This is a genomic window from Aminobacter sp. AP02 (assembly GCF_003148805.1).
Taxonomy (GTDB): domain Bacteria; phylum Pseudomonadota; class Alphaproteobacteria; order Rhizobiales; family Rhizobiaceae; genus Aminobacter.
The window spans coordinates 78241-103499 of the sequence record NZ_QGGX01000018.1; the positions used below are offsets into that span (position 1 = coordinate 78241).

The 25259-nt window shown below is 62.3% G+C and carries 24 protein-coding genes; 12 read left to right on the forward strand and 12 right to left on the reverse strand.

The annotated features are described in order from the left end of the window. Positions 1-38: 38 nt before the first annotated feature. Complete coding sequence (locus tag C8K44_RS21170) at positions 39-2573, reverse strand: heavy metal translocating P-type ATPase (RefSeq protein WP_109577778.1); 2535 nt, start codon at positions 2571-2573, stop codon at positions 39-41. Between the two features lie 268 nt (positions 2574-2841). Between C8K44_RS21170 and C8K44_RS21175 the strand changes: the two genes are divergently transcribed. The 7 genes from C8K44_RS21175 to C8K44_RS21205 all read left to right on the forward strand — a co-directional run bounded on the left by C8K44_RS21175 (position 2842) and on the right by C8K44_RS21205 (position 8396). Further along, positions 2842-3039 carry a heavy-metal-associated domain-containing protein gene (locus C8K44_RS21175; RefSeq protein WP_109577753.1) on the forward strand — a complete coding sequence of 66 codons (198 nt, stop codon included), beginning with the start codon at positions 2842-2844 and terminating at the stop codon, positions 3037-3039. A gap of 246 nt (positions 3040-3285) precedes the next feature. Further along, positions 3286-4131, forward strand: coding sequence for a cytochrome c oxidase subunit II (gene coxB, locus C8K44_RS21180; protein WP_109577754.1), 846 nt, complete (start codon positions 3286-3288; stop codon positions 4129-4131). Between the two features lie 75 nt (positions 4132-4206). After that, the gene (locus C8K44_RS21185; RefSeq protein ID WP_109577755.1) at positions 4207-5979 is read left to right on the forward strand and encodes a cbb3-type cytochrome c oxidase subunit I; all 1773 of its coding nucleotides are present in this window, start codon (positions 4207-4209) and stop codon (positions 5977-5979) included. Then, the gene (locus tag C8K44_RS21190; protein WP_109577756.1) at positions 5976-6680 is read left to right on the forward strand and encodes a cytochrome c oxidase subunit 3; all 705 of its coding nucleotides are present in this window, start codon (positions 5976-5978) and stop codon (positions 6678-6680) included. The genes C8K44_RS21185 and C8K44_RS21190 overlap by 4 nt, the downstream gene beginning before the upstream one ends. A 10-nt stretch (positions 6681-6690) precedes the next feature. Continuing rightward, a complete protein-coding gene (locus C8K44_RS21195) occupies positions 6691-7413 on the forward strand; it encodes a heme-copper oxidase subunit III family protein (RefSeq protein WP_109577757.1) in 723 nt (240 codons plus the stop codon). 9 nt (positions 7414-7422) lie between these two features. Beyond that, entirely contained in the window at positions 7423-7803 is a 381-nt protein-coding gene (locus C8K44_RS21200; protein WP_109577758.1) for a cytochrome C oxidase subunit IV family protein, read from the forward strand. 122 nt (positions 7804-7925) lie between these two features. After that, a complete protein-coding gene (locus C8K44_RS21205) occupies positions 7926-8396 on the forward strand; it encodes an aminoacyl-tRNA deacylase (RefSeq protein WP_109577759.1) in 471 nt (156 codons plus the stop codon). A gap of 90 nt (positions 8397-8486) precedes the next feature. Here the strand turns inward: C8K44_RS21205 and C8K44_RS21210 are convergent, their stop codons facing one another. Then, complete coding sequence (locus tag C8K44_RS21210) at positions 8487-9329, reverse strand: DUF2189 domain-containing protein (RefSeq protein WP_109577760.1); 843 nt, start codon at positions 9327-9329, stop codon at positions 8487-8489. Between the two features lie 241 nt (positions 9330-9570). Here C8K44_RS21210 and C8K44_RS21215 point away from each other — a divergent pair, with 241 nt between their 5' ends. Then, a complete protein-coding gene (locus C8K44_RS21215; RefSeq protein ID WP_109577779.1) occupies positions 9571-9966 on the forward strand; it encodes a cytochrome c family protein in 396 nt (131 codons plus the stop codon). A 292-nt stretch (positions 9967-10258) separates the two neighbouring features. Here the strand turns inward: C8K44_RS21215 and C8K44_RS21220 are convergent, their stop codons facing one another. From C8K44_RS21220 to C8K44_RS21260, 9 genes are all read right to left on the reverse strand, one after another. Continuing rightward, the gene (locus C8K44_RS21220; RefSeq protein WP_109577761.1) at positions 10259-10864 is read right to left on the reverse strand and encodes a histidine phosphatase family protein; all 606 of its coding nucleotides are present in this window, start codon (positions 10862-10864) and stop codon (positions 10259-10261) included. Next, on the reverse strand, positions 10864-11961 hold the full coding sequence (locus C8K44_RS21225; RefSeq protein ID WP_109577762.1) for an ABC transporter ATP-binding protein: 1098 nt from the start codon (positions 11959-11961) through the stop codon (positions 10864-10866). Before C8K44_RS21225 ends, C8K44_RS21220 begins: the two co-directional genes overlap by 1 nt. Further along, positions 11958-13703 carry an iron ABC transporter permease gene (locus C8K44_RS21230; protein WP_199227160.1) on the reverse strand — a complete coding sequence of 582 codons (1746 nt, stop codon included), beginning with the start codon at positions 13701-13703 and terminating at the stop codon, positions 11958-11960. The genes C8K44_RS21225 and C8K44_RS21230 overlap by 4 nt, the downstream gene beginning before the upstream one ends. 112 nt (positions 13704-13815) lie before the next feature. Then, positions 13816-14937 (reverse strand): ABC transporter substrate-binding protein, encoded by a 1122-nt coding sequence (locus C8K44_RS21235; RefSeq protein WP_109577763.1) that lies wholly within the window; start codon positions 14935-14937, stop codon positions 13816-13818. 20 nt (positions 14938-14957) lie between these two features. Then, positions 14958-15794: a MurR/RpiR family transcriptional regulator gene (locus C8K44_RS21240; protein ID WP_245417578.1), complete on the reverse strand. Its 837-nt coding sequence runs from the start codon at positions 15792-15794 to the stop codon at positions 14958-14960. A 167-nt stretch (positions 15795-15961) separates the two neighbouring features. Then, entirely contained in the window at positions 15962-16435 is a 474-nt protein-coding gene (locus C8K44_RS21245) for a hypothetical protein (RefSeq protein WP_109577765.1), read from the reverse strand. A 1-nt stretch (position 16436) separates the two neighbouring features. After that, entirely contained in the window at positions 16437-17318 is an 882-nt protein-coding gene (locus C8K44_RS21250; protein WP_109577766.1) for a MurR/RpiR family transcriptional regulator, read from the reverse strand. Further along, entirely contained in the window at positions 17315-18385 is a 1071-nt protein-coding gene (gene ugpC / locus C8K44_RS21255) for a sn-glycerol-3-phosphate ABC transporter ATP-binding protein UgpC (RefSeq protein WP_109577767.1), read from the reverse strand. Before ugpC ends, C8K44_RS21250 begins: the two co-directional genes overlap by 4 nt. Before the next feature lie 5 nt (positions 18386-18390). After that, a complete protein-coding gene (locus tag C8K44_RS21260; RefSeq protein ID WP_109577768.1) occupies positions 18391-19155 on the reverse strand; it encodes an SDR family oxidoreductase in 765 nt (254 codons plus the stop codon). A gap of 193 nt (positions 19156-19348) precedes the next feature. Here C8K44_RS21260 and C8K44_RS21265 point away from each other — a divergent pair, with 193 nt between their 5' ends. The 4 genes from C8K44_RS21265 (at position 19349) to C8K44_RS21280 (ending at position 23885) form a co-directional block, all read left to right on the forward strand. Then, positions 19349-20584 carry a sugar ABC transporter substrate-binding protein gene (locus tag C8K44_RS21265; RefSeq protein ID WP_109577769.1) on the forward strand — a complete coding sequence of 412 codons (1236 nt, stop codon included), beginning with the start codon at positions 19349-19351 and terminating at the stop codon, positions 20582-20584. Positions 20585-20665: 81 nt separating this feature from the next. Further along, the gene (locus tag C8K44_RS21270) at positions 20666-21535 is read left to right on the forward strand and encodes a sugar ABC transporter permease (RefSeq protein WP_109577770.1); all 870 of its coding nucleotides are present in this window, start codon (positions 20666-20668) and stop codon (positions 21533-21535) included. Then, complete coding sequence (locus C8K44_RS21275) at positions 21532-22359, forward strand: carbohydrate ABC transporter permease (protein WP_199227161.1); 828 nt, start codon at positions 21532-21534, stop codon at positions 22357-22359. The genes C8K44_RS21270 and C8K44_RS21275 overlap by 4 nt, the downstream gene beginning before the upstream one ends. 53 nt (positions 22360-22412) lie before the next feature. Continuing rightward, entirely contained in the window at positions 22413-23885 is a 1473-nt protein-coding gene (locus C8K44_RS21280; protein WP_109577771.1) for a M81 family metallopeptidase, read from the forward strand. 7 nt (positions 23886-23892) lie between these two features. Here the strand turns inward: C8K44_RS21280 and C8K44_RS21285 are convergent, their stop codons facing one another. Beyond that, positions 23893-24813 carry an ABC transporter permease gene (locus tag C8K44_RS21285; RefSeq protein WP_109577772.1) on the reverse strand — a complete coding sequence of 307 codons (921 nt, stop codon included), beginning with the start codon at positions 24811-24813 and terminating at the stop codon, positions 23893-23895. Between the last annotated feature and the right edge of the window lie 446 nt (positions 24814-25259).

Sequence of the window (25259 nt, forward strand, 5' to 3'; positions counted from 1 at the left end):
GTGTGGGCGGCCCGCCTGGATGGCGGGCCGAGGGGGCTTCACTCGGCGGGCGCGAGCGCCGGGGCGCCAGAGGCGGGCGTCGCCCGCACTGGAGCCTGGAAGCGCTTCAGCCGCATGGCATTGCCGAGCACGAACACGCTGGATAGCGCCATTGCACCTGCCGCCAGCATCGGCGACAACAACGTTCCGCTGACCGGGTAGAGCACGCCCGCCGCAACCGGGATGAGCGCGGCATTGTAGGCGAAGGCCCAGAACAGGTTCTGGCGGATGTTGCTGATGGTCGCCTTCGACAGCGCGATCGCATTGGTCACGCCGAGCAGGTCGCCCGACATCAGCACCACGTCGGCACTTTCGATGGCAACGTCAGTACCCGTGCCGATCGCGATGCCGACATCGGCCTCGGCCAAAGCAGGTGCGTCGTTGATGCCGTCGCCGACGAAGGTCACCGCCCGGCCGCCCGCACGCAGGCGCTTGATCGCGTCGACCTTGCCGTCAGGCAGCACCTCGGCAACCACCTCGTCGATGCCAAGCTGGGCAGCGATGGCTTCGGCCGTGCGGCGATTGTCGCCGGTGATCATCGCGACCTTCAGTCCCATGTCGTGCAGGGCGCGGATCGCCTGCGGTGTCGTCGCCTTGATCGGGTCGGACACCGCGATGATGGCGGCGAGCTTGCCGTCGATGGCCGCATAGAGCGGGGTCTTGGCCTTGTAGCCCATGCGGATCGCCGCTTCCGCGAAGTCCTGAACGGAGATGCCGAGCTTGGCCATGTAGCGGTCGGCACCGACATCGACTTGATTCTTGCCGACGCTGGCGCTGACGCCGAAGCCGGGAATAGCCTCGAATGCGCTGGTTTCACCTGGCGTCAGCCCCTCTTCCTTGGCGGCAGCGACGATTGCCGAGGCCACGGGATGCTCGGACTGGGCCTCCACGGTGGCGACCAGCGACAGAACCTTGGCGCGCTCAAAACCCTTGGCGACTTCGAGGTCGGTCATGACGGGCTTGCCTGCGGTCAGCGTGCCGGTCTTGTCGAGGGCCACGACCTGGGTTGACTTGAGCAACTGCAGTGCTTCGCCATTGCGGAACAGCACGCCGAGTTCTGCGGCACGGCCGGTTCCGACCATGATCGAGGTCGGCGTGGCAAGGCCCATCGCACAGGGGCAAGCAATGATCAGCACGGCGACCGCATTGACCAGCGCGAAGCTCACGGCGGGCTCGGGGCCGAAGAACAGCCACACGGCAAAGGTCAGTGCCGCGGCAACCATGACTGCAGGCACGAACCAGGAGGTGACCTTGTCGACCATCGCCTGGATCGGCAGTTTCGAGCCTTGCGCGGTTTCGACCATGCGGATGATCTGGGCCAGCAGCGTGTCGGCGCCGACCTTGGTGGCACGGTAGGTGAAGCTGCCGGTCTTGTTGATGGTGCCGCCAACGACTTCAGCGCCTTCGCCCTTGCTGACCGGAATTGGCTCGCCCGAGATCATGGATTCGTCGATGTAGGACGAGCCGGAAAGGACGATGCCATCGACCGGCACCTTGTCGCCCGGCCGCACCTGGATGACGTCGCCAGCGGCGACATCTTCAAGGGCCACGTCGACGAACTCGCCGTTGCGCTCGACGCGCGCCGACTTCGCCTGCAGGCCCATCAGCCGCTTGATGGCTTCGCTGGTGCGGCCCTTTGCCTTTGCCTCAAGCACGCGGCCGAGCAGGATCAGGGTGATGATGACCGCGGACGCCTCGAAATAGACGTTGGCTGTGCCGGCAGGCAGGAGGTCTGATGCAAAAGTGGCGACCACCGAATAGGCCCAGGCGGCAGTCGAACCGAGTACGACCAGCGAGTTCATGTCGGGTGCCAGACGCACCAGGGCCGGTATTCCCTTCTTGTAGAAGCGCAGGCCGGGGCCGAACTGGACGATCGTCGCCAGCACGAAGAAGGCGATGTAGAGCGGCTGCTGGCCGACATTCATCAGCAGCCAGTGGTGCATGGCGGGGATGGCGTGCGAGCCCATTTCGAGCACGAAGATAGGCAGCGTCAGAAAGGCTGCGATGGCGAAGTCGCGCTTGAGGTTGGAGAACTCACGGTTGCGCGCGTCCTCGCGGCTGTCGCCTTCGGCGCTCGTCTTGTCGCTGCGGCGTGGCTCGTAGCCGGCCTTGCGGATGGCGGCATCGATGGCGGCACGGGGGGCTGCACCGGCGAAGGCCTCGATGGTGGCGCGCTCGGTGGCGAGATTGACCGAGGCCTTGAGAACGCCCGGTACGGCGGCGATTGCCAGCTCGACACGACGGACACAGGAGGCGCAGGTCATGCCCTCGATCTCGACTTCCGACTTTTCGACCGGAACCTCGTATCCAGCATTGTTGATGGCGGCGATGACCGCTGCGGAATTGGCCGTGCGGTCGAAGGCAACATCGGCGCTTTCGGTGGCGAGGTTGACGGCAGCCGCCGTCACGCCCGGCACCTTGGTGATGGCAATTTCGACGCGGCGCACGCACGAAGCACAGGTCATGCCTTCGATCGGAAAGCTTTGGCGGACAGTGCTGGCGGCCAGGGCCGGTGGGTTTACGGGAGCGTTCATGGTCATGGACCTCTATTTCATCAATTTCGAACCGAGGTCTAAGGCTTCCAGTGTTGGGAAGGTCAACAGGTTTTTCTCGTGTTTTTCGAATTGGCGATAACGATCTGAAATTATTGAATAATATCGTAGAATGCAGCTTTTTTCGGATTTTCTGGTATGACCTTTGACTTGGTAACGAACCCGTGATCGAAAAACTGTTTGACCTTCCAGTTGCTGGAAACACCACATTGCAGACACGGCGCGTTGCCGGCCCGAAAGAGGATTTGAAATGCTGAAGATGAATGTTCCCGACATGACCTGCGGCCATTGCGCTGGCGTGGTGACCAAGGCCGTGCAGAGCGTGGATGCCGGCGCGCGCATTGACATCGATCTGAAGTCGCAGACCGTTTCCGTCGAAACCAGTGCCGATGCTGCCAAGGTCACCCAGGCGCTCGACGCTGCCGGCTATCCGGCGCAGGCTGTCTGATCGGTCAAGCATGCCATCAAGGGCGGTGCGGACGGAGCAATCCGACGCACCGCCCTTTGTGTTTAACTTGGCTGCGAAGAAAATCGGCCCGGTTGCGGAAGAGTTTCCGGGGCCATATGAGGCCTTGCGAATATGACGCGGCCCCTCTCAACCTTCCTCCCCTAGTATTTCCGCGCCAAATCAAGCTATGATGCGGCTGGCCTTCCCTGGGGATTGCGTCCCTCGGAATGCCGGGAGGAACAGAGGATGGCCATTGCGCTCGTACTCGTTCTGATTGTCGTCGGCTCGGTGCTCTTCCATGTGCTGAGCCCTTGGTGGTGGACGCCGATAGCCTCTAACTGGGGCTACATCGACAGCACTCTCGTCATGACTTTCTGGATCACGGGAGCGGTCTTTTCCGCCGTCGTGCTGTTCATGGCCTATTGCATCTTCCGGTTCCGCCACAAGGAAGGGCAGAAGGCGGCCTACGAGCCCGAAAGCAGGAAGCTTGAATCCTGGCTGACGGTCGTGACGGCCGTTGGCGTGGCGGCGATGCTGGCGCCTGGCCTGTTCGTGTGGAGCCAGTTCATCACTGTTCCCAAGGACGCGACCGAGGTCGAGGTCGTGGCGCAGCAATGGCAATGGAGCTTCCGCTTGCCCGGCGCCGACGGCAAGCTCGGCACGTCCAATGCCCGGCTCATCACGGCGGACAATCCGCTTGGCATCAACCCGGACGATCCCAACAGCAAGGACGACGTCGTCGTCCAGGCCGCCGACCTGCACCTGCCGATCGACAAGCCGGTCAAGATGGTGCTGCGCTCGATCGATGTGCTGCACGATTTCTACGTGCCCGAGTTCCGCGCCAAGATGGACATGGTGCCGGGCATGATCACTTATTTCTGGTTCACCCCGACGAGGACGGGGACGTTCGAGGTGCTGTGCGCCGAGCTATGTGGCGTCGGTCACGCCTTCATGCGCGGCACGGTGCTGGTCGACTCCGAACAGGACTATCAGACCTGGCTACAGCAGCAGGCGACTTTCGCCCAGCTATCCCAGCCCTCGAAGGTGGGCGCGCTTGTCGCGCCGTCAGCTAGCAAGGCGAAGGTGCAATAGACCAGCATTGGGCGAGAGTACGGAACGGCAGTCTCGCCAGCGAAACAGGAACGACGAACGCGAAGAGCTGTACCGATGGTCGACGTCACGCCTCATGGAGCAGACTTCATCCCTCCCGCCGAAGTGGCGGAGGCCGAGCTTTACCACCCACACAGCTGGTGGACGCGATACGTCTTTTCGCAGGACGCCAAGGTCATCGCGATTCAGTATGCCGGCACGGCCCTCGGCATTGGGCTCGTTGCTCTGGTGCTGTCCTGGCTGATGCGGTTGAAGCTCGCCTTCCCCGACACCTTCTCCTTCATCACGCCCGACGCCTATTATCAGTTCATGACCATGCATGGCATGATCATGGTCATCTACCTGCTCACCGCGCTGTTCCTCGGCGGCTTCGGCAACTACCTTATCCCCTTGATGGTCGGCGCGCGCGACATGGTGTTTCCCTATGTCAACATGCTGAGTTACTGGATCTACCTGCTCGCCGTTCTGGTGCTGGTCGGCAGCTTTTTCGCGCCAGGCGGGCCGACCGGGGCGGGATGGACGCTCTATCCGCCGCAGGCAATCCTGTCGGGCACGCCGGGCGGGCAGGATTGGGGCATCATATTGATGCTGGTTTCGCTCATCCTGTTCATCATCGGCTTCACCATGGGCGGGCTCAACTATGTGGTGACGGTTCTGCAGGGCCGTACGCGCGGAATGACCCTGATGCGCCTGCCGCTCACCGTATGGGGCATCTTCACCGCAACCGTCATGGCTTTGCTGGCCTTTCCGGCATTGTTCGTCGCCTGCGTCATGATGCTGTTCGACCGCATCATCGGCTCGAGCTTCTTCATGCCGGCGATCGTCGAGATGGGCGAGCAGTTGCCGCACAATGGCGGCAGCCCGATCATGTTCCAGCATCTGTTCTGGTTTTTCGGCCACCCCGAGGTCTACATCGTGGCGCTGCCGGCCTTCGGCATCGTCTCCGATCTCATCAGCACGCATGCGCGCAAGAACATCTTCGGCTACCGCATGATGGTCTGGGCGATCATCGGCATCGGCGCGCTCTCCTTCGTTGTCTGGGCGCACCACATGTACGTCTCGGGCATGCATCCGTATTTCGGCTTCTTCTTTGCCACTACCACGCTGATCATCGCCGTTCCAACCGCCATCAAGGTCTACAACTGGGTGCTCACGCTTTGGCGTGGCGACATTCACCTGACGATCCCGATGCTGTTTGCGCTCGCCTTCATCGTTACCTTCGTCAATGGCGGGTTGACCGGACTGTTCCTCGGCAATGTCGTGGTCGACGTGCCGCTGTCGGATACCATGTTCGTGGTCGCGCACTTCCACATGGTGATGGGCGTGGCGCCGATCCTCGTCATCTTCGGCGCGATCTACCACTGGTATCCCAAGATCACCGGCCGCATGCTCAATGAATGGATGGGCCGCTTCCATTTCTGGGTAACTTTCGTCGGAGCGTATCTGATCTTCTTCCCGATGCATTATGTCGGGCTTGTCGGTGTTCCCCGGCGTTATCCCGAACTCGGCGACACGGCTTTCATTCCACCTTCGGTTCATACGCTCAACGAGTTCATCACTGTCGCAGCACTCACCGTCGGCTTCGCCCAGATGGTGTTCCTTTTCAATCTCATCTGGAGCATTCGACACGGCAGGCATGCCGGCGACAATCCGTGGGGGGCAGCGACGCTGGAGTGGCAGACCGCAGGCACGCCGCCGCCGCATGGCAATTTCGGCAAGGAATTGCCGGTGGTCTATCGCTGGGCCTATGACTATTCGGTTCCAGGCGCGCCAGAAGATTTCATCCCGCAGAACGATCCCGGTCCGCTGACGCAAGGCAGGCCGGCATGAGCGCCATCCTGATCTTCCTCGCTCTGATCACCGGTATCGCCGGCTGGTGGCTGGCGCGGCAGCGGCTGATGTCCAAGCCGTGGCTCGAAGCGGGGACGGTCAATGCTTTCCCTCAAACCGAAGCGCCGCTCACGCATCCGGCAAAGATCGGCCTCGGCGTGTTTCTTGCGGTCGTGGGCACGCTGTTTGCGCTGTTCATCAGCGCCTATTTCATGCGCATGGTCTATGACGACTGGCAGGCGCCACCGATGCCGCGGCTTTTGTGGCTCAATACCGGCATGCTGGTCCTGGCGAGCGTCTCCCTGCAATGCGCGGTGGTTGCCGCGCACAAGGACCAGTTGGACAATCTCAAGCTTGCCTTGCTGGCTGGCGCCCTGACATCGGTGGCATTCCTGGGCGGCCAGTTGCTGGCCTGGCGCGATCTGGCGGCCGAAGGCTATTTTGCCGCCGAAAATCCAGCTGTCAGTTTCTTTTACCTGATCACGGCGATGCATGGGCTGCACGTCATAGGCGGCCTCGTCGTGCTCGGCAGGACCAACGTGCGGGTGTGGCTGGGCGAAAAATCGTCGAAGCTCGTCCTGTCGACCGAGTTGTGCGCGATGTACTGGCATGTGCTGCTGATCGTGTGGCTGGTGCTGTTTGCCGTGCTGATGGGTTGGGCCGCCGGCTTCATCGACGTCTGCCGGCGGCTGCTGAGCTAGGAGAACGCGGATGGCCGAAACCACGCTGGGACACACCGACCACACCGCGCCGCGGCCGCAAGGCCTGCGTGGCATCGTCGCCGACGTGTCGTCCGACCAGAGGGCGTTCAAGAACGTCTCCTGGGGGAAGGCCATGATGTGGATCTTCCTCCTTAGCGACACCTTCGTCTTCGGATGTTTCCTGCTGTCCTACATGACCGCGCGCATGTCGACGACGGTGCCATGGCCGAACCCGAGCGAGGTGTTTGCGCTGCACCTGTTTGGCCGCGACATTCCGCTGATCCTGATCGCCATCATGACCTTCGTTCTGATCTCGTCTTCCGGCACGATGGCGATGGCGGTCAATTTCGGTTACCGCCGGGATCGCAAGAAGACGGCGATCCTGATGCTGCTGACCGCTGCACTGGGCGCGACCTTCGTCGGCATGCAGGCCTTCGAATGGACCAAGCTGATCACCGAGGGCGTTCGGCCGTGGGAGAATCCGTGGGGCGCAGCCCAGTTCGGCTCATCCTTCTTCATGATCACCGGCTTCCACGGCACCCATGTGACGATCGGGGTGATCTTTCTCCTGATCATCGCCCGCAAGGTATGGCGCGGCGATTACGACACGGGCGCGCGCGGCTTCTTCACCAGCAGGCGAGGCCAGTATGAGAGCGTCGAGATCATGGGGCTGTACTGGCACTTCGTCGATCTGGTGTGGGTTTTCATCTTCGCATTCTTCTATCTTTGGTGAGGTAAAGCGATGGCACAGGTCGAAGCGCAGGATCACGGGCTGCATGGGCATGTCGCGCCGGCTCACTCGGTCTCGCATGCCGAGGGCCAGCAGCATCCGATCAAGCTCTATCTCGTCGTCTGGGGATGGCTGTTCATCCTCAGCGCCTGCTCCTATGCGGTCGACTACTTCGCGCTGCAAGGCTATCTCAGATGGGGCCTGATCCTGACCCTCATGGTGCTCAAGGCAGGGCTGATCGTCGCGGTGTTCATGCACATGGCTTGGGAGCGGCTTGCGCTTGCCTATGCGATCATCATTCCGCCGCTGGCGATCCTCGTCTTCGTGGCGATCATGGTGCTTGAATCTCGCTACACTGAAATCACCCGCGTCCTCGCATTCGGGGCGGGTTAGGTAGCCGCAGTGCACTCCGCGAAACCCGCGACAGGCGTTCTTCGTTGACAGGGAAAAAGATGGGAGGAGAATGAGTTTTCTCGTTCTCCGACGCGTCGCCCTCCAACAGAAGGACGCCCACGATGACGATCGCAAGGAAACTTCAAGACTACGTAGCCGGCAGGGGTATCCACTACGATACCGTTGCCCATCACCGAACCTCGACCAGCAGCCAGACAGCGCAGGCGGCCCATGTTCCAGGCCGCAGGCTCGCCAAAGCGGTGCTGCTTCACCATGAAATGGGCTACGCCCTGGCAGTGGTTCCAAGCAGCCACCGGGTCGAACTCAACACGCTTCAGGACGTGATCGACAAGCGTCTCGGGTTGGCATCCGAAGACGAGGTCGGCCAGTTGTTCAACGACTGCGACATCGGCGCGGTGCCGCCGGTGGGGGCAGCCTATGACGTGCCGGTTTTCCTCGACGAAAGTTTCGGTGGGGAAGGCGACGTCTATTTCGAGGCTGGCGACCACAAGACGCTGGTGCATGTTACGGGCGGCGACTTCCGCAACTTGCTTCAAGGCGCGCGCGTCGCTCGCTTCAGCCACCCGGCGTGACTGAAAAACAAGCGCCCCTCCCTTGGCAGGGACGGGCGCGTCTTGCCAGCGCTTGAGAAGCCGGGGGCTGGTCGCCGCCGGCAAATTAGATTAGGTCGCGCGTTTGCGCGATTTCTTGACGGGTGCCGGAGCGGGCGCCGGTTCGATCAGCTTGCGGTAGAGGTGCCAGGTCGAGTGGCCGAGTACCGGCAGGACGATCGCCAGACCGACCAGCAGCGGTATGGACCCGACGACAAGGGCTGCAGCCACGATCAGACCCCAAAGCAGCATTGGTACAGGGTTGGCCATGATCGCCCGCGCCGAAGTTTCGACCGCCGCATAGGCGCCGATATCGCGATCGAGCAGCAGCGGAAAGGCGACGACCGTCGTGCTGAGTGCGACCAAGGCGAAGAGAAAACCTATGAGGTTGCCAAGGACGATCAGCGTCCAGCCACGGCTGGTGGTCAACACGTCGTTGACGAAGCCGGTGAAGGTTGCCGGCAAGGTGTCTCCATAGAGCCAGGAATAGAGCGCATGCGCGCTCAACAGCCAGGCCACGAACAGCGCCATGAGCATGATGCCGAGCACGGCGATGGCCGGCATGGCGGGCGATTGCCTGACTTCGAAGGCGTGCGTCCACGAAGTGTCGAGATTTTTCTCGCGCCGGCGGCTGATCTCGTAGAGGCCGATCGCAGCGAATGGTCCAAGCAGCGCAAAGCCGGTGACCATCGGGTAGATCAGCTGGAGCGCGTTGCCGCCAGATGTCCACGTGATCAGGAGTACGCCGACGACTGGATAGATCAGGCACAAGAAGACGTAGTGCGAGGGTTTGTCCCAAAAATCGTCAAAACCCCGTCGGAGTGCGTCAAGGACGTCGGCGACGCCAATTCGGCGTATGGCGGGATGTTCGACGTTGCTGCCAGTGCCTGCTGCGTAGACATGGAAATTTGCCATGAACCATTCCTCCGGGATCGGGTCCGGTTCGGGTCGCGGCTTGCGGTGCTGCCGTCCAGCGTGTCTGGCCACGCGAAACCGCGACCTGCACCGTTGAAGATAATAGCAATCATCGCCGCACTTGTCGCCTTTCGCGGACTGGCTCCAGCGTTGCAACTGAATGGTGCATGGCGCGTTTGTCTGCGCGGCGCTAGTATCGTTGGTGTCGGCGCAAAGCGCCGGCCAGAGTGAGGAGAAAGCCATGAGACTGACCGCATGGGGCGCGCAGGCCCTTCTTGCAGTTTCGGTTCTAGCCACCAATCCAGCTCATGCGGCAGGCGATCCTGCTGCGGGTAAAAAGGTCTTCACCAAGTGCATGGCGTGCCATGAAGCGGTCACCGAAAAGGACAAGGTCGGACCATCGCTGCATGGCGTCATCGGCCGGACGGCGGGTTCGCTGCCGAGTTTCCAGGCCAAGTATTCAGACGCGATGAAAAAGGCGGGCGCTGACGGACTCGTCTGGGATGAGACGAACATTGCTGCCTACATGAAGGCGCCGAAAGAGAAGGTGCCTGGCAACAAGATGGCTTTTCCTGGCCTCAAGGACGATGCCGATATTGCCAATGTGATTGCCTACATCGAAGAAGTCTCGAAGTAGCGAGGCGGCATCCCGCCGCCACCGCTCTCGCATCACTGGCCGATTGCCTGCTCCAGCCGCCCCGGGCGACAGGTATGGTGGTTCGCATGCCTTGTGCATTACCTTGGGAAAACTGCACAGGTTCGTTGGCGGCAGGATTCAACTTGCTAACATTGTATGAACAATGTATCGCTTGGCTATAGTGCTTACACGTTGGTTTTAATTCACTAAGCTATTCTTACCTTCGCTCGAGGGGAAAATTGCGGCCTGCTTGGGGGGCTGGGCAGCCGCATCATTTCCTTTCTCGACTCCCTCAGTCCGGCGCGTCGAAATCGGGTGTCACCGCCGCGATGTTGTAGGCTTCGAGCCGCGCGGTCGGCGCCTCCGCCGCATCAAAGCTCAGGATCGTTGCCGTACCCGGCGTCACCGGCACCACACGTGAAGGCGGCAGGCCCAGGAAAGCATGGCACGCAGCGCGAATGACGCCGCCATGGACGATGGCCAAGGTGTCGCCGTTGCATCTTCTCAGGCAGTCCCTCAAGCCTTCGACGATCCTGGCGCAAAAATCCGCCCATGGTTCACCCCTGTCGGGCGTAAATGTGCCGGCGCGCCATGCCAGATACTCGTTGGGCCGTTCCTCTTCGAGCTCGTGCTTGATCCGCCCGGTCCAGTTGCCCATGTCGATCTCGCGCAGGCGCGGGTCGAGCGGGGCATCACCATAGCCGAGCAGCTTGGCCGTCTGGCGTGTGCGTCCAAGGTCGGAGACGATGACCTGATCGGGCGCCATCGCCCTGGCGAAGGATGCAAAGCTCTCGACCTGCTTGATTCCGCGTGGCGACAACGGCGCGTTGTCGTGGCCCTGGAGCCTGTGTTCGGCATTCCAGGTGGTCTCGCCATGGCGCACCATTACCAATCTCATCAGTTGATCCTTTCACCAGTCATTGCAAAAACCGCGCTCGGCTCGTTGAGGAAGCTGAGGCGTATCGGATCGCCGATCGCGGCTCGGAAATATCCATCGGCCATGGCGGTAAGCCGCCGCCCGCCGGAAAAGGCCGTCACCATCGTGCGCCCGGCGATGGGGGCCGCCTCCTCGAAGCGTGCCGTGATCGCCGGTCGGCCCGGCACTTCTCCGACCATCAGGTCGTGAGCACGATACAGAAGCTGGGCATCCTCTCGTGCTTCGGCTCGGCTGGCGTCGGCCAGGCGTAGGCCTTCATAGACAAGGCCGTCGCCGCTCTTCCTGACTTCGATCAGATTGGCAGGAGGCGTGCCGAGGAAGGTCGCGACGAAGGTGGTTCGCGGATTTTCCAGAAGCTCCAGCGGTGCGCCAAATTGCTCGACCCTGCCGTTGTTGAGCACGGCGACATGGCTTGCCATGGTCATCGCCTCGACCTGGTCGTGGGTGACATAGACGGACGTAGCACCAGTGGCGCGGTGGATGCGCATCAGCTCGCTGCGCATCTCGATGCGCAGCTTGGCGTCGAGATTGGACAGCGGTTCGTCAAGCAGCAGGATGCTCGGCTTGGGGCCGATGGTGCGGGCGATCGCCACGCGCTGTTGCTGCCCGCCCGATATCTCGGCGGGGTACCGCTCCTTGAGAGCCGAGATGCCGAGCAGCCCGAGCACTTCGTCGACGCGTGCGGCGCGATCTGCCTTGCTCCATTTTGCGACCTTGAGCGGCCACTCGATGTTGCCGGCGACAGTCATGTGGGGCCACAACGCATAGCTCTGGAAGACCAGGCCGGCGTCGCGCGCGCCAGCATCGGCCACGAGACCGCGCGTACCGTCGGAGACAGTGCGGCCCATGAAGGCCATTTCGCCTTCGCTCGGCGTCTCAAGCCCCGCCAGCATGCGGAGAAGCGTGGACTTGCCGCAGCCCGACGGACCGACCAGCACCAGGAACGCGCCTTGCGGCACCGCGATGTCGACATTGTCGACGGCGGTGAAGCCGCCGAAGCGCTTGGTGATGTTGCGGATCGCGATCGCCGGTGCGGAGGAGCCGTTTGTCGTGCTCATGCGGATTTCCACTTCTGGACGCGGTTCTGCAGACGGTGCGCAAGGAGCGTGGCGACGACGCAGAGGACGAGGATCACCATGGTGATGGCGTTGGCGAACTGCATGAAGCCTTCGGCCGCGTAGCGGTAGGCGAGCATGCTGAGCACGGGCGAGGTCGAGGTGAAGAGAAGCACGACCAGCGACAGGTCGCGGACGATCTTGACGAACACCAGCAGAGCGCCGGCAAGCAGGCCGCGAATGGCGAGCGGCATGATGATGGCGCCCATGCGGCGGAAGAAGCCGGCGCCGGTGAGCCGCGCGCTTTCCTCTATGTCGGCCGAGATCTGGCCGAGCACCGAGCGGCCCGACTGCACCGCATAAGGCAGCAGATGGGCGGAAGCCGCGAGCACCAGTAGCAGGAACGTGCCATAGAGCGACGGCAGCGGGCCGATGGGCGCACCGAACAGCGCGATGTAGGCAGCGGCAAAGGCGATGCTGGGGATGAGGATCGGGGTGAACGACACCTGGCCGAGCAGGGTGGCCAACAGGGTTCCCTTGTTGCGGGAGATGGTGTGAGCCAGCGCCAGGCCGAGCGCCATGGTGGTCAGCGCCACCGTGACGGCGAGCTTCAGCGTCGTCCACAAAGCCTCGATCAGCACGGGATTGCGGAATATGCCGGCCTGGCCCTGGGCCATGTCGGTACCGCCTTCGCCGATCCAGAAATGCGTCGTCCAGTTGGAGAAAAGCGAGCCGTTCTGCAGCGCGAAGCTCGAAGCGGTAAGGATCAGCGCTGGCAGGAAGGTGGTGAGCAGGCAAAGCACAACGGCCACGCCAAACAACGGCCAGCGCCATTTGCCGAGGGGGAAGCGCTTGGTGCGACCGCCCTTGCCGGTGACCGTGACATAGTTCTTGCGGCCGGCGACCAGCCTTTCGCCGAGCCACAGAAACGAAGCGGATACGACAATCAATAGGAGCGCGATGACGAAGCCGCGTTCGGTCTGGCCGGTCTCGATCATGCCGAACAGGCGGGTCGACAACGTCTGCATCCTGACCGGCAAGCCGAGCAGGGCAGGGGCGGCGAAGTTGGACACGGCGCCTGCGAAGGTCAGCGAAGCAGCGGCGACCAGCGCGGGCGTCACCACCGGCAGGATGATGCCGAAGAAGATGCGCGAGCGTTTCGCGCCTGCCACTTGAGCTGCTTCGACAAGATCGGCTCCGATGGAACTCAAGGCCGCTGAAATGACGGTGAAGGCGAGCGAGTAGTAGTGCGCTATGAGGACGATCAGTGTCGGGAAAAGGCCCCAGGCAAGCCAGTCCGGCACGACGTAGCTATTGGCTTCGAAGAAGCCGACCGAGCCGCCGAGCCTGCTGTTGCGAAACAGCGCGCCCCACGCGAGCGCCGCCGCAAAACTCGGGATCATGAACGGCATGGTGGCCAGCAGGCCGAGGGTCTTGGGCGCGGGCACGTCGGTGAGCATCACCAGCCAGGCGAGGAAGCCGCCCATCAGGATACAGCCGGCGGCAACGCCTACGCCAAGCAGGATGGTGTTCCACAGCGGGCGCCACCAAAGGTTTTCGGACATCTTGGAGGCGAGCACGGCCTGCCAGGCGTCGCGGCCTTCGACGGTCAGGGTGGACAAGACGATCTTGACCAGCGGAGCGATCACAAGGACTGAAACGATGAGGATCAGGACAATGGGCACGAGCGTTTCGGAGCGCAAAAAGCCTCTCCGGGACAACACGGATGTTGTGACGGCGGACATGACGAACTTTCTCACGGACAAGAGAATGGACGGCCTGACACCACGCTCTGGGGCGAAGTGACAGGCCATGGGAGCGGGGCGGCGCCTTCCCGAAGGCGCCACCCCGTCCGCGCTACTGCAGCGTGAGAACCAGATCGGCGATGCGCTTGCGTGCGGCGGCCGTCTTGACCGGATCGATGCGCCAAGCCTTAAGATCCTTCAGCGGCACCGAATCCGCATTGTCCTTGACGGTGGGACGGACCGCGTAATCGCCGGCAACGTTGAAGGGTTCGAAGGCCGGCCCGCCGGTTGCCGAATTGTCGCCCATCATGAAGTCGATCAGCAGGCGCGCGGCAGCCGGGCTCGGTGCCTTGTCGACCAGCGCCAGTACGGCGGGGAACAGGATGCCGTTGGTCGGCTCGACGTCGTTGGCGACCTGCAGCGCCCAGCCTTCCTTTTCATTGTCGCGGCGATCCGAGTAGGTGGCGAAGCCGACGGGTGGATTGGCCGCTGTCTTGTCGCCGATTGCCTTGTTGATGGCGTCGGAGTTGGGCACCAGCACGAGGTCGTTGGCGAAGAGGTCGCGGATGAACTGGTCGCCAGCGCCCTGCAGGTCACTGTCGACGGCGATCGGCTTGCTGAACTGCGCTTCGTAGGCCTTGGCCATCTCGTCGGGCCGCAGCGAGAATTCGACCAGAAGGTCGAGCAGTTCGCCGCGCTGCATCGGGTCGACCATCAGGACCCGACCTTTCCATTCGGGCGTGGTCAGCTGCCAGAGATTCTTGACCGGCGCGCCGTTGGGATTGGCGGCTTCGTTGTACATCAGCACCTTGGTCGACAGGCGCTGCGTCAGCAGCGGGGCCTTGTACTCGTCGGCAAGCTCGCCGGCTACGCGCGGCGGTACGTATGGGACCACGCGGTTGGTCTTGACCAGGTCCTCATAGACCACCGGCGTGTCAGCGATATAGAGCACGTCGACAGCGTTGACGCCGGCTGTCTGCTCGGCAACGACGCGCGCGATCTGCTTGACCGAGCTCATGTCGATGCCGACCAGATCGATGCCCGGATATGCTTCCTCGAAGGCCTTTTCGACCTTGGCAATGCGGCTCGACAGCGAAAAGACCGTGACCTTGCCTTCTTTCTGCGCGAGCGGCAGCAATTCGGCCGTGCTCATCGCATCGAGTTCGGCGGCGCTGGCTGCCAGAGGCAGCAGGGCGACGGCGGCGAAAAGCGTCAGTTTCATCGACTTGAGCATGTTTTCCCTCCCAGGTTTTCTCAATCGAATTCGTCGAACAGGCCCGACAAGCGCTCGAGCGCGCCCATGACGCGCGTCTGATGCCGGCCGGCAATGGTCAGCAGGATGGCGTTGACGATGGCGAAGGGCACAGTCGGGGTCTGGAATTCGCTGCCCGATCGGCCGCGTGGTGCTGCCAGCACCAGATCGGCCTCAGGCTGCATCATGGTGCCGGCAATGTCGGTGACGAGGACGGCCTTGGCGCCTTGGGCGTGGCAATGCTCGACCAGCGGAGCGTAGCTGGTCGGCTGCTTGCGGAAAGTGAGCGCCAACACCAGATCGCCCTTGCGCATACTGACCACGCGCTCGGCGATATCGCGGCCGCGACCTTCAAGCACGATGGTGGTCATGCCGAAACGGTCGAGCCGGCGGCGCAGGAACTGGGTGATCGACTGGGCATGGCCCTGGCCGAACAGGAAGATGCGCTCAGCGTCGACGATCATGTCGGCGGCGCTGTTGATGCTTTCCTGCGAAACGGCAAGGCGGAGATGTTCGAGCGCCGCGATCTCGCTGCCGATCAAGTCGAGCAGGAAATCGCCATGCTCGACCTTGGCGACGGAGCGGCGCATGCGCTCGGCGGCATCCTGGCTCTCGACCAGCTCGCGCTGCAGCTGCGAGCGCAGTTCGGGATAGCCCTTGAAGCCGAGTTTTTGTGCCAGCCGCGTTGTTGCGGCCTCATGGACGCTGGCGCGTTCGGCGAGCCTGGCGCTCGAAAGAAATGCGGCTTCGGCGGCGTTTTCGAGCAGTGCGGAGACGAGGCGCTGATCGGCCTCGGTAAGGCGGGTCGAATGGCTCTTGATGCGATCCAGCAATGTCATGATCTTGCACTCATGTTGCACTGGACTCATATGATGCAAGGTATCTTGCAGTCAAGTGCAAACGTGTGCAAGATTGGTTTTTCTGTCTTGCAGGCGGAATGAAAAAAGGCGCTCCGGGGAGCGCCTTTGCATGGACGAGTAGGCTAGTCAGAAGCGCGCGAAAGGCATCACTTGTACTTCATGTAGCCGACGAAGCCGGTGATTTTCCAGCGGTCGCCGGCATTGCGGCAGAAGTAGAGTGTCTGCCAGTTGAGCACGTCGTTGGTGCCGTCGGCGCGCCGGACGGCGCCGTCGAATTTCTTGCGGGCGACGGCGACGTCGCCAGTGATGTCGATCTCGGTCAGGCGCGTGGCGCGGTGGATGCCATCGGCAAGCGGCTCGGCGAATTCGGTCGCTGCCGTCTCGGCAGCCTGGCGCAGCCACTCGTCGCGATAGGCCGAAAGCGACGGGAAGGCCGCGTTCCACTCGTCGGGATTGGTCGAGTTGTGGGCATGGATGCCGAGGAAGCGGCTTTCGTCGAAATCATCCGCCACCATAGACCAGTCCTGGCCGACGAAGGCGGCGATGTCGCGCTCGACCAGCATCTCCCAGATAGCGGCGCGGTCGGCGTCATTGGCGAACGGATTTTCGATACGGGCCATTTCAGTCACCTAGAGGCAGCCGAGGGTCGTCGACCTTCAACGTGTTGAGGCTTTGCTTGATGCGGCGCAGGCCTTCGAGCACCCTGGTTTCCCGGGTCTCGGCGGTGGCCGTTGCGATCATGTCGAGGATAGCCAGCAGGGCAAAGCGCGACGACGTCGGCTTGTAGATATTGCCGTCTTCGATCAGTTGGAACGCGATCACCGTGTCGGCGACCTTGGCGAGTGCCGAGCCGGGGGCGGTGATCGCAACCGTACGGGCGCCATATTGCCGGGCGACCTGGACGGCATCGACCACCGAGCGCGCATGGCCCGAAACGGAAAAGGCAACGACAGTGGTCTCAGGCGTTGCGACCGCCGCGTACATGCGCTGCAACTGGCCGTCGACCTGGGCGACGACCGATAGGCCAAGGCGGAACAGGCGGTTCTGCATCTCGGTCGCCATCATCGACGAGATGCCGCCTGAGCCGAGGCAAAGAATGTTCTGCGAGGCCGATAGTCGCTCCGCGACCGCAATCAGTGTTGCCATGTCGAGGTTGTCGGATGCGCGCTGGATCGCGGCGACGGCCGCTTCGGTGACGGCGGAGGCCACACGCTGCTCACGGATATCTCGGTTGAGCGGCTCGGGCTTCAGGTATTGGCCGCCGATTGCGATGGCCTGGGCGAGAAAGAACTTGAAGTCGCGCACGCCGTCGCAGCCTAGGTTACGGCAGAAACGTGTCACAGTCGGTTCGCTGACGCCGGCGCGGGCGGCGATCTCCGAGATGGCGGCCTTGGAGGCGAAGTCGAGATCCGACAGCACCAGGCTTGCCAGGCGCCGGTCGGATTTGGAACCGTCCTGCGCCGCGACCTGAAGCCGGGTGATGATGTCGGCGATGTTGCTCATACGGGCAGGCCGGTCGCCTTGTCGAAGAGGTGGATGTTTTTCGGATCGGCCGTCACAGGCAAGGTGTCGCCCGGGCGCACGGATACGCGATCGCGGAACACGGCGCGCACCTGTTCGCCGCCGATCGAGCCGTAGATATGTGTTTCAGAGCCAGTCGGCTCGATGACGTCGACCTTGAGCTGCAAGCCGTTGGTGCTGTCATCGATGATGAAATGTTCCGGACGGATGCCGGCCTCGACAGGGCCGGAGAACGACGAAGACCTGCCGCCGTTCAGCGACAGCTTTTCGCCGGTAGCCGTCTCGAAATGCGCACCCGATGCCGAGCTGCGCAGGCCGCCCGAGACAAAACTCATCGAAGGCGAGCCAATGAAACTCGCGACGAACTTGGTCGCGGGCCTATCGTAGAGTTCGAGCGGAGCGCCCACTTGCAAGATCTTTCCCTGGTTCATGACCACGATGCGATCGGCCATGGTCATGGCCTCGATCTGGTCGTGTGTCACGTAAACCACCGTTGATTTCAAGCGTTGATGCAGCGCCTTGATCTCGGTACGCATTTGCACGCGCAATTGCGCGTCGAGATTGCTGAGCGGCTCGTCGAACAGGAACACCTTGGGCTCACGCACAATGGCGCGGCCCATGGCGACGCGCTGGCGCTGGCCGCCTGAAAGCTGGCGAGGATAACGGTCGAGATAGTCGTGAAGGTTGAGGATCGCGGCAGCGTCCTTGATCTTCTTGTCGACGACTGCTGCCGACTCGCCGCGGATCTTGGGGCCAAAACCGATGTTTTCGGACGCGGTGAGATGGGGAAACAGCGCATAGGACTGGAACACCATGGCGATGTTGCGCTTCTGCGGCGGCAGGTCGTTGGCGCGTGTGCCGCCGATCAAAAGATCGCCGTTGCTGATCGGCTCGAGCCCGGCCAGCATGCGCAGCAGCGTGGACTTGCCGCAGCCTGAGGGGCCGACAAGCACGACGAACTCGCCGCTGTCGATATCGAGATTGATGTCTTCGAGCACCTTGTGCTGGCCGAACGACTTGGAGAGGTTGCGGAAGGCGACGCCAGTCATTGTCTTCACGCTCCCAGAATATCGTCAATGAAGGGCAGGCAGCCGGCAGTCAGTCCGGCATCGACGGGCAGCACTGCACCGGTGATGCCCGACGCCCGCTCGGACGCGAGGAAGGCGACGGCTTCAGCCACTTCGCGCGTGTCGACAATGCGGCCGAGCGGATAGAGCCGCTGCAGCTTGCCAAGGATGGCCGGATCCTTGGCGAGGCGATGATCCCAGGCGGGTGTGCGGATCGAGCCCGGGCACACCACATTCGCGCGGATTCCCTGTCGGCCGTGCTCGACCGCAATGGCGCGGGCAAAAGCGTTGATGCCCGCCTTGGCCGCAGCATAGGCCGGATTGCCGAAATGCGCGATCGCGTTGACCGACGAGATGAAGACGAATGAGCCGGAGCCGCGCGCCGCCATCGGCTTGAGCAGCGCGTTGGTAAGGGCGACGACACCCGTCAGGTTGAGGTCAATCTCTGTTTCGATGCGCGATTGGGTCAACGCCGGCACAGTCTCTGCTCGCGTCCAGCCAGCATTGTTGATGACGATGTCGGGCACCCCTTCGGCTTCGACAAGCGCCTGCATTGCGGGTTCGATGCTCGTCCCGTCCAGCAGGTCAAAGGCGTGCGCGGCGAGAGCGAGCCCGCTCATCGCCTCGACAGTCTGGTCGCAACCGATGATGCGGGCCCCGCGCTCGCCGAACATTGCGACCAGCGCGCGGCCGAGGCCACCGCCGGCACCGGTAATCAATACGGATTTTCCGTTGAATTCGCTGTGTTGCATTCCTGGCAGGCTCCCAAGCGATCTTGGCCGCTTTACTGCCTCAGGACTATGGTCGAAAATGTAATTTAGCAACAGAAATATTCGGCTTGAAATACTGAAATTGCTGGATACTGTAAGAAAGTCACTTAATCAAACGGCGCGCAAAAGCGCCTGAGGAGCGGGCCTCGGCCCGTGGGAGCAAGGGAACACTGACATGGCGATTGCGAAGTGGAAGACAGGCCTTCTGGCCGGGCTGAGCGTGCTGGCGATGGCGGCTCACGCGAATGCCGGCGAAGTGCGGGTGACGGTCGCGGAATACAGCTCGAAGACGGGTCCTTATTTCCAGGAAGTCGAAAAGGCGTTCGAGGCGGCCAACCCGGGAATCGACGTCAAGTTCGAGATCGTTCCGTGGGATGTGCTGCTGCAGAAACTGACCACCGACATCACCGCCGGCACCAATGCGGACCTGTCCATCATCGGCACGCGCTGGCTGATCGATTTCGTCCAGCAAGGTGTTGCCGAGCCGCTTGACGGCTACATCACGGACGACTTCAAGGGCCGCTTCATCGATACCTTCCTGTCGCCATCTGTCATGGACGGCAAGACCTACGGCCTTCCGATCGCCGCCTCCGCGCGCGCCATGTATTACAACAAGGAATTGCTCGAAAAGGCGGGCGTCGCAAACCCTCCGGCGACCTGGGCCGAACTCAAGGACGCGGCCGCCAAGATCAAGGCGCTCGGCGGCGAGAACTACGGTTTTGGCCTGCAGGGCAAGGAGATCGAAACCGACGTCTACTACTATTACGGCATGTGGTCGCAAGGTTCTGAAATCCTGAACAAGGACGGAACGTCGGGCCTCGATAGCCCCGGCGCCATCGAGGCGGCCAAGCTCTACAAGTCGATGATCGACGAGGGCCTGACCCAGCCCGGCGTCACCTCCTACGCCCGTGAAGACGTCCAGAACCTGTTCAAGCAGGGCAAGGTCGGCATGATGATTACCGCGCCCTTCCTGTCCAACCAGATCAAGGAGGAAGCGCCTAACCTGAAATATGGCGTGGCCGCCATTCCAGCAGGCCCGACCGGTGCGCGCGGCACCTACGGCGTGACCGATTCCATCGTCATGTTCTCCAACTCCAAGAACAAGGACGAGGCCTGGAAGCTGCTCGACTTCCTGTTCCAGACCGACTGGCGCGCCAAGTTCACGCAGGGCGAAGGCTTCCTTCCGGTCAACAAGGAAGAGGCGAAGATGGACTATTACGTCAACAACGCCGACCTTGCCGCCTTCACAGCCCTTTTGCCCGACGCCCGCTTTGCGCCGGTCATTCCTGGCTGGGAGGAAATCGCGCAGATCACTTCGGATGCGATGCAGAAAGTCTATCTCGGTGAAGGCGATCCCGAAGCCGTCCTCAAGGAAGCGGCGGCCAAGGCCAACGGGATCCTGAAGAAGTAATTTCGCCTGCTTCGGACGGCGGCGCACCCTAGATCAGGATGCGCCGCCGGCTTCCATTATGCGCTCTTCGCCAAGGCTCCCATGCACAATCGCGCACTGCCATATCTGTTGACGCTGCCGAGCCTGATCCTGGCTGCGGTGGTGATCTTCTGGCCGGTTCTCGACCTGATCCAGATCGCGACGCATGATGTCAGCCGCTTCGGCCAACTTCGCGATTTCAGCGGGGCGGAGAATTTCCGAGCCCTGCTGGCCGATCCGGATTTCATCAGGGCGTTGATCCGCACCGGCGTGTGGACCGCTGCTGTTGTCGGCGGTGCGCTTTTGGTATCGATCCCGGTGGCGATCATCCTCAATACGGATTTCTACGGCCGCTCGGTGGCGCGCGTCATCGTCATGCTGCCCTGGGCCGTGTCGCTGACCATGACAGCGATCGTCTGGCGCTGGGCGCTGAATGGCGAAAGCGGCATGCTCAATTCGGCGCTTCGCGGGCTAGGCCTGATCGACCAGAACATCCAGTGGCTGGCGAGTGCTGCGACGGCCTTTCCGATGCAGATAATGATCGGCATCCTGGTAACGGTGCCGTTCACCACCACCATCTTTTTGGGAGGCCTCTCGTCGATCCCGGACGATCTCTACGAGGCGGCGGCACTTGAAGGTGCGAGCCCCATGCAGCAGTTCAGGCGCATCACCTTTCCGCTGCTCAAGCCCTTCATAAACATCGCCATCGTGCTCAACACGATCTACGTCTTCAATTCGTTCCCCATCATCTGGGTGATGACGCAAGGCGGGCCGGCGAACTCCACCGACATCCTGGTCACCTATCTCTACAAGCTCGCCTTCCGCATCGGCAAACTGGGCGAGGCATCGGCCGTATCGCTGGTCATGCTGGCGATCCTGCTGGTCTTCACCGCCATCTATGTCAGGCTCGCCATGCGGGGAGAGCGGGCATGATGTCCCCAAAATTCAAACGCACGATCGTTGCCTGGGGCCTGCTGCTGCCGCTGGTCGTCGTCACCCTGTTTCCGTTCGCTGTGATGTTCCTGACCGCCGTCAAGCCGGCGCAGGAAGTGCTGACGCCGAACTGGTGGCCAAGCGAATTCCGCTGGAGCAATTTTTCTGGGATGTGGGCGGCGGCAGGCTTCGGCCGCGCATTGGTCAACTCGCTGCATGTATCGCTGATCGCAACCATCGGCGCGCTCATCGTCTCAATCCCAGCTGCCTACGCTATGTCCCGCTTCCGCTTCGCCGGCCATGGCGCGTTCCGGCAGTTCCTGCTCATCTCGCAGATGATCTCGCCGATCGTGCTGGTGCTCGGCCTGTTTCGGCTGCTTGCGGCATTCGGTCTGATCGAGAACCTGAACGCCGTTGGCGGCGTCTACATGGCGTTCAACATCGCCTTCACCGTCTGGATGCTGCAGAGCTACTTCGACACCATACCGCGCGACCTTGAAGAGGCTTCGTGGATGGAGGGCGGCAGCCGTTGGCTCACTTTGCGCAAGGTATTCTTGCCGCTGTGCGTGCCGGCGATCGCGGTGACGGCCATCTTCACCTTCATCAATGCTTGGAATGAATTCGTCGTGGCGCTGACCATGCTGCGCAGTCAGGAAAGCTACACCCTGCCGATCCAGGTCTTCTCTCTCGTCGCTGGCCGCTACACGGTCGAATGGCACTACGTCATGGCTGCCACGCTCATCGCTACCGTGCCGGTCGCCATTCTGTTCGTATGGCTCCAGCGCTATCTCGTCCGAGGGCTGTCCCTCGGCGCGGTCAAATGAATGACGCCGCGCAACGGGCCTTCTTGGCGCAACCATAAAGAAACGAATTGAGCATGCGCATCTTCACCGCCTCGCTGGCCACCGAGACCAATACGTTTTCGCCGGTGCCGACGGACCGCGCCTCCTTCGAGATGGCGTTTTATGCCGGGCCGGGCCAACATCCGGATACGCCGACGCTGTGCTCGTCGCCGATCGTGGCGCTGCGCAAGCGCGCTGCTGGGGAAGGTCTGACGGTCATCGAAGGCACCGCCACCTGGGCCGAGCCGGGTGGACTGATCCAGCAACAGACCTTCGAGGCACTGCGCGACGAAATCCTGGACCAGCTCAGGGCAGCCCTGCCGGTCGATGCGGTGATCCTCGGCCTCCATGGCGCCATGGTGGCGCAGGGCTACGACGACTGCGAAGGCGATCTGCTGGCCCGGGTGCGCGAGATCGTCGGGCGTGACGTTGTGATTGCGTGCGAATTCGATCCGCACAGCCATCTGACGCCCAAGCGTGTTGCGGCCTGCAATATCCTCGCGGCCTTCCTCGAGTTCCCCCACACCGATTTCTACGAGCGCGGCGAACATGTGGTCGAGCTAGGGCTTGCCGCAGCCAAAGGTGAGATCACGCCCGTCATCTCTGCCTTCGATTGCCGCATGATCGCCGTCCTGCCAACCAGCCGCGAGCCGATGCGCTCCTTCGTCGACCGCCTCAAGGCGATGCACGGCAAGGACGGAATATTGTCGGTTTCGGTGATCCACGGTTTCATGGCCGCCGATGTCCCGGAGATGGGCACGCGCATCGTCGTCGTCACCGACAACGACAAGGCGAAGGGTGACGCGCTGGCCGAGAGACTCGGCATGGAACTCTACGCCATGCGCGGAAAGACGGCGATGGACATGGTGGACACCGACGAGGGCATCGACAGGGCCCTTGCGGCGCGCGCGGCCCATCCGGCCAAGCCCGCCGTCATTGCCGACGTCTGGGACAACCCTGGCGGCGGGGTTGCCGGCGACGGGACCATCGTGCTGCGAAGGATGCTGGAACGCGGTATCGATAGGGTTGGCGTCGCGACCATCTGGGACCCGATCGCCGTGACCTTCTGCCATGCCGCGGGTGAAGGTGCCCTGATCGACCTACGCTTCGGCGGCAAGGCAGGCCCTCAGGCCGGCGAGCCGATCGATGCCCAGGTTCAGGTGCTGAAGGTGGCCGACGAAGGCTGGCAGAGCTTCGGGCCGAGCCGCGTGACGCTCGGGCCTACGGCATTGGTTCGCATCGTTGGCACCGAGGTCGACGTCATCCTCAACACCAACCGTACCCAAACCTTTGAGCCCGACATCTTTTCCAATCTCGGCATCGATCCGGCAAGCAAGGACATTCTGCTCGTCAAGTCGACGAACCATTTCTACGCCGGTTTCGCGCCGGTGGCGGCCGAGATCATCTATGTCGAAGCGCCGAGTTCGTATCCGAGTGATCCGCGCGAGACCAACTACACCAAGTTGACCCGCCCGGTCTGGCCGCGCGTCGAAAATCCCTGGGCGTAAGCGCCTGTTACGCTGGAGGCCGGTACGGCTTGGCGAGTGAGGCGGGGAAGTTCAGCGCCAGCAGCTGGCGGTTTGGCGACATGACCACCAGCACGATGATGATTGCGAGGTAGGGCATGGCCTGGAGCAGTTCCAAGGGAACCGTGACGCCGAGCGCCTGTCCCTGAAGCTGCAGGACACTCATGCCGGCGAACAGCCAGGCGCCGAGCAGTACGCGTAGCGGCCGCCAGGTGGCGAAGACAACCAGCGCCAAGGAGATCCAGCCCTTGCCGGCGGTCATGTTGTCGACCCACAGCGGGGAGGAAGCGAGCGACAGATACGCGCCCGCAAGACCTGCCATTAGCCCGCCGAACAGCACCGAGAGATAACGGATCCTGATCACCGGGTACCCGATGGCATAGGCCGTCTCGGGCGCCTCGCCGATGGTACGCAGCACCAGCCCGTCCTTGGTTCGGTGCAGAAACCAGCAGACCGCGAAGAACATGACGATGGCGAAATAGACCATCGGGTCGAAGCGGAACAACATCGGCCCGATCACCGGAAGGTCGCACAGGTACGGCACGTTGAGTGTCTGGAGCGTATCGATAGGTTCGGAGCCGAAGTTGCGACCCACCAAGGTTGCAACGCCGGCGCCGAGAATGGCCAGCCCTAGGCCCGTGGCAACCTGGTTGGTCTGGCAGGTAAGTGCCAGCACACCGAACAACAGCGATGCAGCCGCACCGGCGAGCGCGCCTGCCGCAATAGCGACCGGCAGCGGAAGCCCGCCGATCATCGCCCAGAAGGTGAAGGCCGCGCCCACCAGCATCATGCCTTCGATGCCGAGATTGAGGACGCCTGATTTTTCGACGACGAGTTCGCCCAGGGCGGCGAAGACGAGTGGGGTTGCGGCAATGATGGTGCCGGTGAAAATGGCGATGAACAAGTCCATCAGGCATGCTCCGGAATACGGCTAGCCGGTAGAAAATGAAAAAGTCAGCGGCAATCAAAAGAACAGCAACATGCCCTGGAGATGCGGGTAAACGCAGCAGACAGGCCAGAATTCATTTGCACTGCTTCGCCGCTGAGGAAAAGCAGGGACATTAACAATCCACCGAGTCCGCGATGCAGAAGGGGCTCATGGCACCGCCCCAACGTCTCCGGCCCGCCTGACGTGGAAAATCATGGCAAGCCGGTGTTCCCAGACAGGACTATCCGGCGACCCGCTGCAGATGCAATCGTGCCCGGAACGACTATCCACGCTGGGCAATTGGTCCGGCGTCCGAGACTGGGAGACAGATAAATGAAAACCCGCGCCGCCGTAGCCGTTGGAGCCGGAAAGCCGCTCGAGATCATGGAGGTGGACCTTGAGGGGCCGCGCGAGGGCGAGGTGCTGGT

Coding starts and splice junctions, on each gene's coding strand:
- C8K44_RS21270 (WP_109577770.1), top strand. CDS start 20,666: ATGCACAATCGCGCACTGCCATATCTGTTGACGCTGCCGAGCCTGATC.
- ugpC (WP_109577767.1), bottom strand. CDS start 18,385: ATGACTGGCGTCGCCTTCCGCAACCTCTCCAAGTCGTTCGGCCAGCAC.
- C8K44_RS21210 (WP_109577760.1), bottom strand. CDS start 9,329: ATGGCAAATTTCCATGTCTACGCAGCAGGCACTGGCAGCAACGTCGAA.
- C8K44_RS21205 (WP_109577759.1), top strand. CDS start 7,926: ATGACGATCGCAAGGAAACTTCAAGACTACGTAGCCGGCAGGGGTATC.
- C8K44_RS21220 (WP_109577761.1), bottom strand. CDS start 10,864: ATGAGATTGGTAATGGTGCGCCATGGCGAGACCACCTGGAATGCCGAA.
- C8K44_RS21240 (WP_245417578.1), bottom strand. CDS start 15,794: ATGACATTGCTGGATCGCATCAAGAGCCATTCGACCCGCCTTACCGAG.
- C8K44_RS21235 (WP_109577763.1), bottom strand. CDS start 14,937: ATGCTCAAGTCGATGAAACTGACGCTTTTCGCCGCCGTCGCCCTGCTG.
- C8K44_RS21200 (WP_109577758.1), top strand. CDS start 7,423: ATGGCACAGGTCGAAGCGCAGGATCACGGGCTGCATGGGCATGTCGCG.
- C8K44_RS21225 (WP_109577762.1), bottom strand. CDS start 11,961: ATGAGCACGACAAACGGCTCCTCCGCACCGGCGATCGCGATCCGCAAC.
- C8K44_RS21250 (WP_109577766.1), bottom strand. CDS start 17,318: ATGAGCAACATCGCCGACATCATCACCCGGCTTCAGGTCGCGGCGCAG.
- C8K44_RS21275 (WP_199227161.1), top strand. CDS start 21,532: ATGATGTCCCCAAAATTCAAACGCACGATCGTTGCCTGGGGCCTGCTG.
- coxB (WP_109577754.1), top strand. CDS start 3,286: ATGGCCATTGCGCTCGTACTCGTTCTGATTGTCGTCGGCTCGGTGCTC.
- C8K44_RS21285 (WP_109577772.1), bottom strand. CDS start 24,813: ATGGACTTGTTCATCGCCATTTTCACCGGCACCATCATTGCCGCAACC.
- C8K44_RS21185 (WP_109577755.1), top strand. CDS start 4,207: ATGGTCGACGTCACGCCTCATGGAGCAGACTTCATCCCTCCCGCCGAA.
- C8K44_RS21245 (WP_109577765.1), bottom strand. CDS start 16,435: ATGGCCCGTATCGAAAATCCGTTCGCCAATGACGCCGACCGCGCCGCT.
- C8K44_RS21230 (WP_199227160.1), bottom strand. CDS start 13,703: ATGTCCGCCGTCACAACATCCGTGTTGTCCCGGAGAGGCTTTTTGCGC.
- C8K44_RS21170 (WP_109577778.1), bottom strand. CDS start 2,573: ATGAACGCTCCCGTAAACCCACCGGCCCTGGCCGCCAGCACTGTCCGC.
- C8K44_RS21265 (WP_109577769.1), top strand. CDS start 19,349: ATGGCGATTGCGAAGTGGAAGACAGGCCTTCTGGCCGGGCTGAGCGTG.
- C8K44_RS21260 (WP_109577768.1), bottom strand. CDS start 19,155: ATGCAACACAGCGAATTCAACGGAAAATCCGTATTGATTACCGGTGCC.
- C8K44_RS21215 (WP_109577779.1), top strand. CDS start 9,571: ATGAGACTGACCGCATGGGGCGCGCAGGCCCTTCTTGCAGTTTCGGTT.
- C8K44_RS21280 (WP_109577771.1), top strand. CDS start 22,413: ATGCGCATCTTCACCGCCTCGCTGGCCACCGAGACCAATACGTTTTCG.
- C8K44_RS21195 (WP_109577757.1), top strand. CDS start 6,691: ATGGCCGAAACCACGCTGGGACACACCGACCACACCGCGCCGCGGCCG.
- C8K44_RS21190 (WP_109577756.1), top strand. CDS start 5,976: ATGAGCGCCATCCTGATCTTCCTCGCTCTGATCACCGGTATCGCCGGC.
- C8K44_RS21175 (WP_109577753.1), top strand. CDS start 2,842: ATGCTGAAGATGAATGTTCCCGACATGACCTGCGGCCATTGCGCTGGC.